The sequence below is a fragment of the Bradyrhizobium retamae genome (assembly GCF_001440415.1).
GTDB lineage: Bacteria > Pseudomonadota > Alphaproteobacteria > Rhizobiales > Xanthobacteraceae > Bradyrhizobium > Bradyrhizobium retamae.
In genome coordinates, this window is record NZ_LLYA01000112.1 from 168,071 (window position 1) to 181,244 (window position 13,174).

The 13,174-nt window shown below is 62.5% G+C and carries 11 protein-coding genes and 1 pseudogene; 5 read left to right on the forward strand and 7 right to left on the reverse strand.

Annotated elements, in window-relative coordinates; translation table 11 throughout:
* Positions 1–15: 15 nt before the first annotated feature.
* Positions 16–753: a FadR/GntR family transcriptional regulator gene (locus CQ13_RS13045; RefSeq protein ID WP_057843274.1), complete on the reverse strand. Its 738-nt coding sequence runs from the start codon at positions 751–753 to the stop codon at positions 16–18.
* A 120-nt stretch (positions 754–873) separates the two neighbouring features.
* Between CQ13_RS13045 and CQ13_RS13050 the strand changes: the two genes are divergently transcribed.
* Positions 874–2,394, forward strand: coding sequence for a mannitol dehydrogenase family protein (locus CQ13_RS13050; protein WP_057843275.1), 1,521 nt, complete (start codon positions 874–876; stop codon positions 2,392–2,394).
* A gap of 69 nt (positions 2,395–2,463) precedes the next feature.
* Here the strand turns inward: CQ13_RS13050 and CQ13_RS13055 are convergent, their stop codons facing one another.
* Complete coding sequence (locus CQ13_RS13055) at positions 2,464–3,294, reverse strand: alpha/beta hydrolase (RefSeq protein WP_057843276.1); 831 nt, start codon at positions 3,292–3,294, stop codon at positions 2,464–2,466.
* A 163-nt stretch (positions 3,295–3,457) separates the two neighbouring features.
* On the opposite strand from CQ13_RS13055, the gene kynU reads away from it, so the two are divergent.
* Together kynU and kynA are read left to right on the forward strand one after the other, a co-directional pair.
* Entirely contained in the window at positions 3,458–4,651 is a 1,194-nt protein-coding gene (kynU, locus tag CQ13_RS13060; RefSeq protein ID WP_057843277.1) for a kynureninase, read from the forward strand.
* Positions 4,648–5,487, forward strand: a complete 840-nt coding sequence (kynA, locus tag CQ13_RS13065) for a tryptophan 2,3-dioxygenase (RefSeq protein ID WP_057843278.1) — start codon at positions 4,648–4,650, stop codon at positions 5,485–5,487. Before kynU ends, kynA begins: the two co-directional genes overlap by 4 nt.
* A 21-nt stretch (positions 5,488–5,508) precedes the next feature.
* Here the strand turns inward: kynA and CQ13_RS13070 are convergent, their stop codons facing one another.
* From CQ13_RS13070 to CQ13_RS13085, 4 genes and pseudogenes are all read right to left on the reverse strand, one after another.
* Positions 5,509–5,967, reverse strand: a complete 459-nt coding sequence (locus tag CQ13_RS13070; RefSeq protein ID WP_057843279.1) for a RidA family protein — start codon at positions 5,965–5,967, stop codon at positions 5,509–5,511.
* Positions 5,968–5,992: 25 nt separating this feature from the next.
* Positions 5,993–7,690 carry a benzoate-CoA ligase family protein gene (locus CQ13_RS13075; protein WP_057843531.1) on the reverse strand — a complete coding sequence of 566 codons (1,698 nt, stop codon included), beginning with the start codon at positions 7,688–7,690 and terminating at the stop codon, positions 5,993–5,995.
* Between the two features lie 184 nt (positions 7,691–7,874).
* Positions 7,875–9,366, reverse strand: a pseudogene (locus CQ13_RS13080) (flavin-containing monooxygenase).
* A gap of 33 nt (positions 9,367–9,399) precedes the next feature.
* A complete protein-coding gene (locus tag CQ13_RS13085) occupies positions 9,400–9,849 on the reverse strand; it encodes a cupin domain-containing protein (RefSeq protein ID WP_057843280.1) in 450 nt (149 codons plus the stop codon).
* A 253-nt stretch (positions 9,850–10,102) separates the two neighbouring features.
* Between CQ13_RS13085 and CQ13_RS13090 the strand changes: the two genes are divergently transcribed.
* Positions 10,103–11,122, forward strand: a complete 1,020-nt coding sequence (locus CQ13_RS13090; RefSeq protein WP_057843281.1) for an AraC family transcriptional regulator — start codon at positions 10,103–10,105, stop codon at positions 11,120–11,122.
* Between the two features lie 145 nt (positions 11,123–11,267).
* Here CQ13_RS13090 and CQ13_RS13095 read toward each other — a convergent pair whose 3' ends face one another.
* Positions 11,268–11,768, reverse strand: coding sequence for a MarR family winged helix-turn-helix transcriptional regulator (locus CQ13_RS13095; protein ID WP_057843282.1), 501 nt, complete (start codon positions 11,766–11,768; stop codon positions 11,268–11,270).
* Positions 11,769–11,982: 214 nt separating this feature from the next.
* Here CQ13_RS13095 and CQ13_RS13100 point away from each other — a divergent pair, with 214 nt between their 5' ends.
* Positions 11,983–13,158, forward strand: a complete 1,176-nt coding sequence (locus CQ13_RS13100) for an ABC transporter substrate-binding protein (RefSeq protein ID WP_057843283.1) — start codon at positions 11,983–11,985, stop codon at positions 13,156–13,158.
* Positions 13,159–13,174 lie beyond the last annotated feature (16 nt).

The following is a 13,174-nucleotide window of genomic DNA, read 5'->3' on the forward strand; positions in this document are numbered from 1 at the left end:
TCGAATTCTCGTCGTTCAGCCGCTGCTTGCGCGGATGCGCGAGGCGGACGAAGCTTCCGCTCCGAAATTTTGCGCAAAGCGGGCCTGCGAACGCGCCAGGTGCTCGCGCATCGCCATGCGGGCGGCATCGGAATCGTGCGCGGCGATGGCATCGCGGATCGCGCGGTGCTCGGCCAGCGCCGCATTCCAGGATTCCGGATTTTCGAAATAGTGGGCGAGCTTGGCGAAGTAGGGATTGAGCCGCTGGTCGAACAGCTCGCCGACCACGCGGACCAGCACGGCGTTGTCGAGGCAGCCGGCGACCGCGATGTGAAACGCGCGGTCATGGATCATCGAGGCTTCGCCCGGATGCTGCACGGTGGCCATCGCCTCCAGCGAAGCATCGATGCGCGCGATATCTTCGGCTGTCGCCACCCGCGCCGCCTGTTCGGCGATGGCGCCTTCGAGGAATTCGCGCGCGCGCAGCAGTTCGAACGGGCCTTCAATCTCGGCCGCCAATGGCAAAGGCGGTGCGAGCGCCGCCGGCTCACTGACATAAATCCCGGAACCAACTCGAATCCGAACCCTGCCCTCGACTTCCAGAGCAATCAGCGCTTCGCGTACCGTCGGCCGCGACACCTTCAACTGTTCGGCAAGATCGCGTTCGGTCGGAAGCCGGCTGCCCACGCGGTATTCGCCGCTGTCGATCAACGCGCGAAGCTGATCGGCAACCTGGCGATAAAGGCGTCGCGCTTCCACGGCTTCGAGCGGCACGCTCGGCTCCCCTGACGATCCTCAAGCGAATCGATTTTTCTTGCTTTGCTCGGACCAAGGCCAATAAATCTGGGACATTGGCCTTACCAATTGACCAAAGATTGATAGATCGAGCTTCCTATGTCAAGCGAAACGGCAAAAATCCCACCTTCCGGCCCGAAAGGCGGCAACTTCCGCCTTTCGAACGCCAACCTTCCTCGGCTTCCCGGCCACATCCGGCAACCGGCATATGATCGCTCGCTAATCTCACCAGGCATCGTTCATCTCGGAATTGGCGCGTTCCACCGGGCGCACCAAGCGGTGGTGATCGACGACCTCCTGGCAGGCGGCGCTACGGATTGGGGAATCGTCGGGGCCAGCTTGCGCAGCCCGGCGACACGCGATGCCCTCGCCCCACAAGACGGCCTTTACACGCTGGCCGTTCGCTCCGGCGCGGGCTCCGATCACCGCATCATCGGCTCGGTTCTCGCGATCGACGTCGCCACCGAAAAATCCGGCCAGTTGATCGCGCGCCTGGCCAACCCGGCCACGCGTATCGTCTCGCTGACGATCACCGAGAAGGGCTATTGCCATACGCCGCAGACCGGCGATCTGGACGAGCATCATCCCGACATCGTTCATGACCTGCAGAATCCCGGCACGCCGCGTTCGGCCATCGGACACCTGGTGGCCGCGCTCGCGCGCAGGCGGATCGCAAGCGCAGCTCCCTTTACCGTTCTCTCCTGCGACAATCTCTCCGGCAACGGCCAAACGGTCGGGCGCATCGTGACGCAGTTCGCCGCCTTGAGATCGCGCAATCTCGCCAAATGGATTGAAGCCGAGGTGGCCTTCCCTTCGACCATGGTGGACCGGATCGTGCCGGAGACCACGGACCTCGACCGGGCGGAGATTTCTTCAGCGCTCGGCATGATCGACGCATGGCCGATCATCACAGAACCGTTCACGCAATGGATCGTTGAAGACCGCTTTCCGGCCGGACGGCCGGACTTTGCGGCTGCGGGCGTGCAACTGGTCTCGGATGTAACGCCGTTCGAACATATGAAGCTGCGGCTGCTCAACGCCAGCCACTCGGCGCTCGCCTATCTCGGATATCTCGCAGGCTTTGAGACCATCGCCGCAACCATGACCGACCATCGCTTTGTGGCGTTTGCCCGACAGGTGATGCAGGACGCCGCGCAGACGCTGGCTATGCCTGCGGGCACTGATATGGCGGCCTATAGCGCATCACTGCTGCAGCGCTTCTCCAATCCGGCCCTACATCACCGCACCTGGCAGATTGCGATGGACGGTTCGCAGAAACTGCCGCAACGGCTGCTCGCGACCATGCAAGACCGGCTTCGGCTGGGGCTGCCGATCGATACCCACGCGCTCGCCGTGGCCGGCTGGATGCGTTACGTCACCGGCATCGACGAGCGAGGCCGCGCCATCGACGTGCGCGATCCCCTTGCGCGAGAGTTGGCTGATATCGCCGAGCGTGCCGGTCCGGTCGCAGAGCGGCTTGCTCCCGCGCTGCTGGAGGTCAGCTCCATCTTCGGCACGCTCGGTAACGATCCTCGCATGCGCAGCGCCGTCACCGGGGCGCTCGCAAAACTCTACGCACTGGGCGCGCGTCAGGCTGTACAGACATTTCAAGCAGCATGATTGGCAGGTCAGAACCACCGGGTGGCAAGGCCACATTGCGACCGCCGTTCATTTCACAAATTCAGCAGGCTACGGCGACAACAAGGCCCTGGTGAGTTGGTGACGGGGATCGGCGAGCCCGTCGATGACATCGAAATGATGCCGACCGGGTTCTTCGATCACGCAGGTTTTCGCGCCGAGCCCGGTCCAGATGTTGGCGAGGAGCGCGTTCTGGCGGACGAATTCCGGGCGCTCGGCGCTGCCTACCCAGCATGTTACGCGCGCATTCGGCATCGGCTGCAGCAATGCGGGGCTTTCCACGAGCGCCTCGGCCTCGTCGATCCGAAGGTCCGTGTTCATGGCGGCCTTCATCAGCGGACGGAGGTCATGAACGCCAGAAATGGAGACGGTGTGGCTGATGCGCGCCCTGACATCGTCCGGGAGCGGCGACGTCGCCGAGCTCATGCGTGTCACCAGATGCCCGCCGGCGGAATGGCCCGCCAGAAAAAGCGGACCTTCGACCATCGCGGCGGCGCGCTCGACGGCCGCGGCAATTTCGCGCGTGATCTCGGAGATGCGCACGACCGGGCACAGCGTGTAGGAGGGCATCGCCACCGCATAGCCGCTTTCAACCGATCCACGCGCCAGATGCGACCAAAAGCTCTTGTCGAGCGCCTTCCAGAATCCGCCATGGACGAAGACGACCAGGCCCTTTGGCCGGCCTTCCGGCCCAAAGAGATCGAAGCGGTTTCGTGGGCGCCCGCCATAGCCGACGTCGAGCGTTGCGCGGCCGCTGCCTTGAAGTGCGTCGCGATAGGTCTGCGCGGGCTGTACCCACGCCGCCGGCCAGCGTTCGCCGCCTGGAATGTTCGGGCCATTCGCATAGGCATCGTTCCAGTCGGAAATCTGATGAAAAATCACGCGGTTCGGCTTCCATTCGATCTTGTGGCCGGGCCGATGTCCGATCGATGCCCGCAGGCAGCCAGTCTATACCTGAAAGCGCACCTTACGCCCATAAATTTCAAGCTTGAAATAATCCATATCAGCGCGAATAATTCCGCCGGGCGCGCGGACCAGGAAAGACATGACCGATTTCACGCGAACAAGATCCCTGTTCGCCATCCCGGATGGCGTGATCTATCTGGACGGCAATTCGCTCGGTCCCCTGCCCGTTGCAGCCGCCGATCGCGTCGGCCGCATGATGTCGGAGGAATGGGGCAAGCACCTTATCAAGGGCTGGAACGTCGCCGGGTGGATGACGCAGCCGCGGCGTATCGGCGATCGAATCGGCCGGTTGATCGGCGCTGCCGACGGGACGGTTGTGGTGGGCGATACGCTGTCCATCAAAGTCTACCAGGCGCTGGCCTCGGCGCTCGAACTCAATCCGTCGCGGCGCGTGATCTTGTCGGACACCGGCAACTTTCCTTCCGATCTCTACATTGCCAGCGGTCTACTTGAAACGCTCGGCCGTGGCCACGAGTTGAAGGTCATCGCCCCCGAAGACGTCGAAGCCGCCATCGACGAGACGGTCGCGGTGCTGATGCTGACCGAGGTCGACTATCGCACCGGCCGGCTGCACGACATGAGCACGCTGACGCGCAGGGCGCATGCCGCCGGCGCCTTGACGGTCTGGGATCTGGCGCATTCCGCGGGCGCGCTTCCGGTAGACTTGGAAGGAGCCGAAGCCGATTTCGCCGTCGGCTGCACCTACAAATATCTCAATGCCGGTCCTGGTGCGCCAGCCTTCATCTATGTTGCGCCGAAGCACGCTGATACGGCGCGGCCGGCGCTTTCCGGTTGGATGGGTCATCATGCGCCCTTTGCCTTTGACCTCGACTATCGGGCCGGGCCGGGCATTGAGCGAATGCGGGTGGGTACGCCTCCGATCATTGCGATGGCCGCGCTCGACGCCGCCCTCGATGTCTGGGACGGCGTCAGCATGACCGACGTGCGTCATGCATCGACCGAGTTTGGCGACCTGTTCATTCGCGAAGTCGAAGGACGTTGTCCCGAACTGACACTGGCTTCGCCGCGGGACGCAAAGCGGCGCGGCAGCCAGGTTTCGTTTCGTCACCCGGATGGCTACGCGATCATGCAGGCGCTGATCGCGCGCGACGTGATAGGCGACTTCCGCGCGCCTGACATGATGCGCTTCGGCTTTACGCCACTCTACATCGGAGAAGCCGAGGTTCGCGCGGCGGTCGACGTCATCGCCGACGTCTTGACCAATCGCCGCTGGGATACCGCGGATTACCGCAAAAAGGCGCTCGTAACATGACTGGCAAGCCCGACGAATCTTCGCGTGAGGGAGCTCAGATATCGTTCGAAGGGCGCATGTCCTACAGCGATTATCTGCATCTGGAACGCGTTCTGGACGCGCAAGAGCCGCTCTCGGACGCGCATGACGAACTGCTGTTCATCATCCAGCACCAGACTTCCGAACTCTGGATGAAGCTGGCCATCCACGAAATCCGTTCCGCCATCAAGGCGATCCGCCAGGACCAGTTGCATCCTGCCTTCAAGATGCTGTCGCGTGTCGCCCGGATCTTCGAGCAGCTCAATACCGCCTGGGACGTGTTGCGGACGATGACACCCAGCGAATACACCGAGTTTCGCGATCAGCTCGGGCAGTCCTCGGGTTTTCAATCGTACCAGTACCGCGCGATCGAGTTTCTCGCCGGCAATCGCAATTTGGCGCTGCTTGGCCCGCATGCCCACCGCGCCGACATCATGGCCAAGCTCGAGGAAATTCTCGCTGAGCCGGGCCTCTATGACGAGGCGTTGCTGCTACTGGCGCGCAATGGTTTCGACATCGGCGAAGACGCCCGCCGAACCGACTGGCGCGTCAAGCGCACGCCAAACGACGAGGTTCTGGAGGCCTGGAAGACCGTCTATGCGTCGCCCGCGAAACACTGGATGCTCTACGAGCTTGCGGAGAAGCTGGTCGATTTCGAAGACTATTTCCGCCGCTGGCGCTTCAACCACGTCACGACGGTCGAGCGCATCATCGGGCTGAAGCGCGGAACCGGCGGCACGTCGGGCGTCTTCTACTTGCGCAAGATGCTCGAGGTCGAACTTTTTCCGGAACTCTGGAAGCTGAGGACAGAGCTTTAAGACGACACCCGATAAGTGGTTTCAGCGCGGCACCACCGCGGTCGCTTCGATCTCGACGCGGGCTTCCTTCTCGACAAGGCGCACCACCTGCACCAGCGCCATCGCCGGATAGTGCGCGCCGAAAATCTCGCGGTAGACGCGGCCGAGCTCTTTCAGGCTCGCCAGATATTCCTCGATGTCGACGACATACCAGGTCAGGCGCACCAGATGCTCAGATCTGGCGCCGCCCTCGGCTAGAATCTCGGAAACATTCGAAAGCGTCTGGCGCACCTGCGCGACGAAATCGGGCTCCAGGCGGCCCTGCGTATCCCAACCGATCACGCCGCCGGTCACGACGAGCCGGCCATCGGCGGCCATGCCGTTGGCATATCCTTTCGGCATCGGCCAACCGCTCGGCTGCAGCACTTGCGGGCCCGGCGGTGAGGTGTCGGTCGTAGGATGAGGCACCACGCTCAGTGTGGGGCCTTTGGGGGCGGTCACCGGCTTTTCTCCATCAGGTTAGAAATCATTCCGCGGCAACGCTTGGCGACGCCGGGCCGGCCGCAGCCATCTGCCTCAGCGCAAAGCGCCTCAGCTTGCCGGTCTCGGTCTTCGGCAGTTGCGCGACATACTCGATCGCACGCGGATATTTATAGGGTGCAATCGTCTGCTTGACGTGATCCTGCAAGGCCTGCGTCAGCGCGGCGTCGGCAGCAGCTCCGCCGGCCAGAACCACGTAAGCCTTGACAATCATGCCCCGCGCCTCGTCGGGCGCGCCGACCACGCCGCATTCCGCGACAGCAGGATGCGACAGCAGCGCCGTTTCGACCTCGGGCCCTGCAATGTTGTAGCCGGAGGAGACGATCATGTCGTCCGAGCGGGCGACAAAGGACAGTCGGCCATTCGCGTCGCGGACAAAGGTATCGCCCGTCAGGTTCCAGCCGTCGCGCACATAGTTCGACTGCCTCGCGTCGGCAAGATAGCGGCAGCCGGTCGGCCCGCGCACCGCAAGCTTGCCGATGGTGCCGGGCGGCAATTCGTTCATGTCGTCGTCGACGATTTTAGCCTCGTAGCCCGTCACGGGATGTCCCGTCGTGCCCGGGACCGCATCGCCGACGCGGTTGGTAATGAAAATGTGCAGCAATTCCGTGGAGCCGATGCCGTCGAGAATGGTCTTGCCGGTCTTGCGGGTCCAGCCTTCGAACACCGGCGCCGGCAATGTTTCGCCGGCGGAAACCGCCAGCCGCAGCGACGACAGGTCGGCGCCATTATCCATCGCCGCCATCATCGCGCGATACGCGGTCGGCGAGGTGAAGCAGATCGTCGCCTTGTAGGTCTCGATGATCTTGACCATCTCGGGCGGCGACGCGTTTTCCAATAGCGTCGCCGTTGCGCCGAAGCGTAGGGGGAAGATTGCCAGCCCTCCGAGCCCGAAGGTAAAGGCCAGCGGCGGTGAGCCGACGAAAACGTCGTCCTCCGTAACATTGAGCACTTCCCTGGCATAGCCGTCCGCAATGATCATGAGGTCGCGATGGAAATGCATCGTCGCCTTCGGCTCGCCCGTCGTGCCCGAGGTAAATCCCAGCAAGGCGACGTCGTCGCGCCCCGTCTTCACCGCGTCGAACCGGACCGGCTTGTTCAGCGCCACCCTGTCGAGCTCGGCATCATGGTTGGACGTGCCGTCGAAATTCACCACCTGCTTCAGGAAGCGGCTGGTCTTCGCGCACGCGACCAGTTCATCGGCGATGCGGCTATCGGTCAGCGCCAGCGCAATCTCCGCCTTGTCGACGATCTTGCTCAGCTCACCGGCGCGCAGCATCGGCATGGTGTTGACGACGACGGCGCCTGCTTTTGTGGCCGCGAGCCACGCCGCGACCAGCGCCGGGTTGTTGCCGGAGCGGATCAGGACGCGGTTGCCGGGCTTGACGCCGTAGTTCTCCACCAGCGCATGCGCGAGGCGGTTGGACCAGTCAGCCAGTTCCTTGTAGGTGCGCTGGCGGCCGTTGCCGATCAGTGCGATCCGATCGCCCCAGCCTTCTTCGACGATCCGATCGGTCAGTTCGACTGCGGCGTTGAGATATTCGGGATACTGAAATTCCGGCCGATCGAGCAGCAGATCCGGCCATTCCTCTGATGGCGGCAGATTTCGCCGCGTAAAATCGTCGACGTGCCCCGACGGGCCGAGAGACCCGCCAAGGGATCGGCTGGGAGTGCTACCTGACATTTTCAATCTCCCCTCGCTTCCATCCATGAAAGGCTCGAGATCGATATCGAGGACGCCCGGCAACGCCGTCTCGCAAATCATTTTAGGCTTAAAACAATTTTTTGCAAGGGTGGAATCGAGGGTGGAATCGCGTATTCCCACCCTCAGAGATTAACGGCCGCGCCCGGCCTGGAACTCGTCCCCCTCAGGCGGCCCGGTAGTCCGGCGCTGCGGCGAGGAAGCGGCCGTAGGCGGCGGCATCGGGCGGGGTAAATTTCTCCACCAGCGGATTGCGCCGGCGTCCGGACACGCCGATGTCGGCGAGCAATTCGTCAAAATGCTTGAAGTGATAGGGCGCGACGCACAACCCGCCATAGACGCCGGCGGCCGGCCGCTCGACGCGCTTGAAATGCAGCATCATCTCGATGTTGTCGCGCATTTCCTTGGGCGTCGGCTGACGGACGAGCTGGCCATCGGCATAGCGCACCAGCCAGTTCGCGGCGAGGTCTGCGCACAGCACCGAGCAGAAGCTGGAGTTGAAGCCAACGAATCCCATTTCGGGCAAGTCCGGGTTGGCAATCAGCCGATAGAGCCGATACTGCCCGTCGGGATCGACCAGTCTGTCTCGGTAAGCCCGCGGCAGGAACGGCACACCCAGTTTGTAACCGATCGCGAGCACGGCCACGTCGGCCTGGACGCGTTGCCCGCCGGTCATCACGATCGTATTGCCATCATAGCGCTCAAAACTGCCGCGAATGGCCTTAATGCGCTTGTCCGCGACCATCGGAAAGAATCCCGGCGTCGCGATCGGCACCGAGCAGTTGATGCCGTCTTCAATCCTTTCCTTCGGCACCATATCGCATTTGCCGAGCTTGAGCTGAATTTTCAGAAGGCTCTCCAGCCCGCGCCAGTTGGCCCACACGGTCGGTTTTGCCACCGCATGCGCGAACCGCGACATCGCGCCGATGCCCCAGCTCCGGAACATCTCCTCCTGCGCGCGGATGTAGAGAATGCGTTTGAAATTGACCAAGCCGCCGATGAAATAGGGAATCCGCCACACCGGCTCGCGGTACACCAGCGTCACTTCCGCCGCCCCGGAATGGACCGCGTTGACGGCGATATCTGTCGCCGACTTCGAGCCGCCGAGCACAACGATCCTGCGGCCTTTGACGATAGCCGGGTCATTGTACTGCGAGGAGTGCAGGATACGCCCACCTTGCGCCTTGAAGGCGTCTTCGCCGGGCAGGCTGAGTATCTGCGGCTCATTGAACTGCCCGGTGCATACCGCGGCGAAATCGAAGTCTTCGGGAGTGGTGCGGCCGTCCGGCCCACGCAGATCGAGCCGCCAGCCCGGCGCAGGATCGGGCCGACGATCCATTTGCACCACGGTCGTGTTGAAGCGGATGGCACCGAGGAGATCGTTGTCCTTTGCGTACTCAGTCAGGTAGGCATGGACCTGCGGACCTTTCGGCCATTTCCGGATAAGAATCCGGCATCGCCTTGTCGGTGTAGCGGTATAAATCCTTCGGGCTCTGCGTTTGCACCTCGGGATAGGACCGCGCTGGCTCCCAGACGCCGCCAAGATCGCCGCTGCGCTCGACGATCGTGATCTGATGTCCGCGCGCGGCAAAGGCTTTTGCGGCCGCAAGTCCGGATATGCCGGCGCCAATGACGCAGACTTTCTTTCGGCTGACCATGAGGACGTCTCCAGCGAGGATGAGTTCAGGGGGCTATTCGTTGGCCTCGGGCGGCAAAAAGTTCACTTCATGCTGCGCCGAGATCCGGACCACTTCTTCGGGGTCGGTCAGATTGTGAAGCTGGTTGAACAGCGCTTCGAGCTTCTGCATCGGCGACACCCAGAACAGCGCGCGGGCCGGCTTGTCCGACTTGTTGAAGTAGCCATGCGGGATGCCGCGCGGCATCCGAACCAGGTCGCCGGCCTTGGCCTGCACCCAGACGCCGTCGAGCTTGAGATCGAGAACGCCCTCCTGCACCAGAATGAATTCATCCTGTGTGGGGTGTACGTGCACCGGCACGAATTGTCCGGGCTCGCTGTTGGTCTCGAAGGCAAAGGTTGAATCGGTCACGGCCTTGGGGAAGTAGACCTGACCGAGAATATTCCAGGTCTTGCCGCCGTAGCCGGTGCCGTTGGCGGTGATGCCTTTTTCGAGCGCTGCCATATCGCCCTCCTCTCGCAGTTGATGTGGTTGCGACGTCTGAAGCTAGTTCGCGCAGGCTGGATCGAGCCGAAGCGGTCGTCTAGCCGGAAAACGAATCCGGCCGGCTTCGCGCGAGATTTTTCAGATTGCTGCGGCGCAGAATGACGAACAGACCGCGTTGCCTTCCGACCAGGCACCCACGACTACCAAATCGCCTTTGCAACCACGGCTCTGAGAGATATTATAGGCTTCAAATAATGCGGAAGGCCGGGCTATGGAGACGGGCACCAGCATTGTCAGCCATGACCCAACCGCCCGGCTGGCGGCATTCAACCGCGTTTCGACCGACAGCGTCGATGCTGCCGCCGACGCGGTGGGGCGGATATTCTGCCCGCATCGACTGACGCCCGAGCAAACGACATCATCTGAATTCTTTGCGTTGCACAACAGCGCCGTTTTTGGCGGCTTATCCGTCAACTACGTCGCCTATGGCGGATCGGTGTCGATCGACCCCGGCTGTCTCGAACGTTTCTTCCTGTTGCAAATCCCCGTGCACGGTTCAGCGCGGATCCAAACCGCCTCGCGCGACATCGCAACCGCCCCAGGCGCCAGCGCCTCGCTGTTGTCGCCGACGATCCCGACGCGAATGACTTGGCAGAGCAATTGCGCGCAGATCATTCTGCTGGTCGACCGCCGTCTGCTGGAGCAACGGGCCGCGGCGTTATCGGGGCGGCCGGCGGGCGCGGTCGAGTTCGAGCCGGCGATCGATCTCCGCTCAGCAGCCGGCCGCGCGCTTCAGTCGCAGATTTTGGAGTTCGTCGATCTTGCCGAATGCCTCGGACCGCGAAAGCCGCTTTCGGCGGTGGCCGCAGCCAATGTACGCGAGACGTTGTTGGGCGCTTTGCTCGACGGCCAGCATCACAGCGCCAGCGATGCCATCGAGCGATTTGGCGGCCGGGCCGAAACGCTGCCGCAATCGTTGCGACGGGCGCGCGAGTTCTTATATGCGCACGCGGACGAGCCGCTCGATCTCGCGCAGCTTGCTGCAGCCGCTGGCACGGGCATCCGTGCGCTACAGCTAGGCTTCCGGCGGCATTTCGGTACATCGATTTCGGAGATGCTGCGCGACATCCGCCTCGCGCACCTCAACGTCAGACTGGCCGCCGCCTTTTCTAACGACAGCATCACCGATATCGCATTCGAGCTCGGCTTTACACACCTCAGCCGGATGGCAAGCGCCTATCGCGCCAAGTTCGGCGAAACGCCGTCGGCGACCATGCGCGGGATCAACTAGCGTCCAGCCAATTGCTTCAGCCGCAGCGTCATCGACGAGTTTGGATCTGTGAGCGGCGCGATGGCATCGCGCGACCAGCCGGCGATGATCGTGGGGTGTTCGGGCACTAATCCACATCGGCGCTCAACGGATCACCCTTCCCGTGTCAGCCTCGGTCGCCCCGCGCCCTCGCGGATTTTTGCGCCGAAGTTTTGGTCTTAGCCAAGAGGCGCATCAGCTCGCGAACATCCTTCGGCGTCAGGTCTCTAAAAATATCGGCGATCCATAACTCGTGCTCTGCCGCCATTTTGCGGAATTCGGCACGACCGGCCTTGGTCAGGCGGATCACCTGCACGCGGCGGTCGACGTCCGAGGTACGACGGTCGAGGTGCCCGGATTCGACCAGGCGCTCGACGAGGCCAGTGACGTTGCCATTCGAAACCATCATCCGCTTCGAAACATCTGACAGCGTCATGCCCTCCGGCACTTTGTCGAGCTGGGCCATCAGGTCGAACCGCGGCAGCGTGACGTCGAAGCGCTCGCGCAGGCGGCTGCGTACCTCCCCCTCGATCAGGGTCGTGCAGGTCAGGAGGCGAAGCCACAGTCTGAGTTCGTCGCCATGATGCTCCGGGAGCTCGACGGCCTTGGTCTCTGAATCGAGAGTCATGATCCTATCTTGTCTGCGCTTTAACGTTCGGCGAGCCCGAACAGAGCTCAGCTTGGGATCATTGTCCAGATTTCTTTAAGTTTCAAGCAATTGGCGCATGGCTTGCATGGATGCGTTGCGCTTGCAGGTGCCGTCGCCATCAGAATAAGCTGCACCCCGAGCGTTTGATGTAGCGTAGGTTTCGGCTGCAGCGCCGCCGAACGGAGGAACAATCATGAAGCAGTCGTTGAAGCTGACCGGGCTTGCCGTTTTGCTGGGGTTTGCCGCCGCTCCGGCCGCAGCGCAGGAGAAAATCAAGATCGGCGTGATCACGACCTTGTCCGGCCCGGCGGCCGTACTCGGCCAGCAATCCCGCGACGGCTTCCAGCTCGCGGTCAAGGAGCTCGGCGGCAAGATGGCCGGCAAGGACCTCGAGGTGATCGTCGTCGACGACGAACTCAAGCCCGATGGCGCCGTGACCAAGGCCAAGGGCCTGCTCGAGCGCGAGACGGTGGATTTCGTCGTCGGGCCGATCTTCTCCAACATCCTGCAGGCCATTCACCGGCCAGTGACGGGGAACAAGACGTTCCTGATCAGCCCGAACGCGGGGCCGTCGAGCTATGCCGGCAAGGAGTGCAGTCCGTTCTTCTACGTGACCTCGTACCAGAACGACCAGGTTCACGAGATCCTCGGCAAGGTCGCCCAGGACCGCGGCTACAAGCGCGTGTACGTGCTGGTGCCGAACTATCAGGCCGGCAAGGATTCGGCGGCCGGATTCAAGCTCGACTACAAGGGCGAGATCGTCGAGGAGAGCTATACACCGCTCGGCACGCTGGATTTCCAGGTCGAACTGACCAAGATCGCTTCTTCCAAGGTCGATGCGCTGTTCACCTTTATGCCAGGCGGCATGGGCGTCGGCCTCGTCAAGCAGTACCGCCAGGCCGGCCTCGCCGACAAGATCCCAGTGCTGTCGGCGTTCACGGTCGACGAATCGACCCTGCCCGCGCAGCAGGATGCCGCCGTCGGCATGTTCGGCGGCGCCAACTGGGCGCCGAACATGGACAATCCCCACAGCAAAAAATTCGTCGCTGCGTACGAGGCCGCCTATAACAGCGTGCCCGGCACCTACGCCATGCAGGGCTACGATACGGCCATGCTGATCGACAGCGCGGTGAAGGCGGTGAAGGGCGATCTGAAGAACAAGGACGCGGTCTCGGCAGCGCTGAAGAAGGCCGAGTTCACTTCGCTGCGCGGCGACTTCAAGTTCAACGTCAACGGTTATCCGATCCAGAATTTCTACCTGACCAAGGTCGCCAAGCGCCCGGACGGCAAATTCCAGACCGAGATCGTCGAGAAGGTGTTTTCCAACTACGGCGATCGCTATGCCAAGGATTGCACGCCCACGAAGTAACAATCGAGAGGGAGCG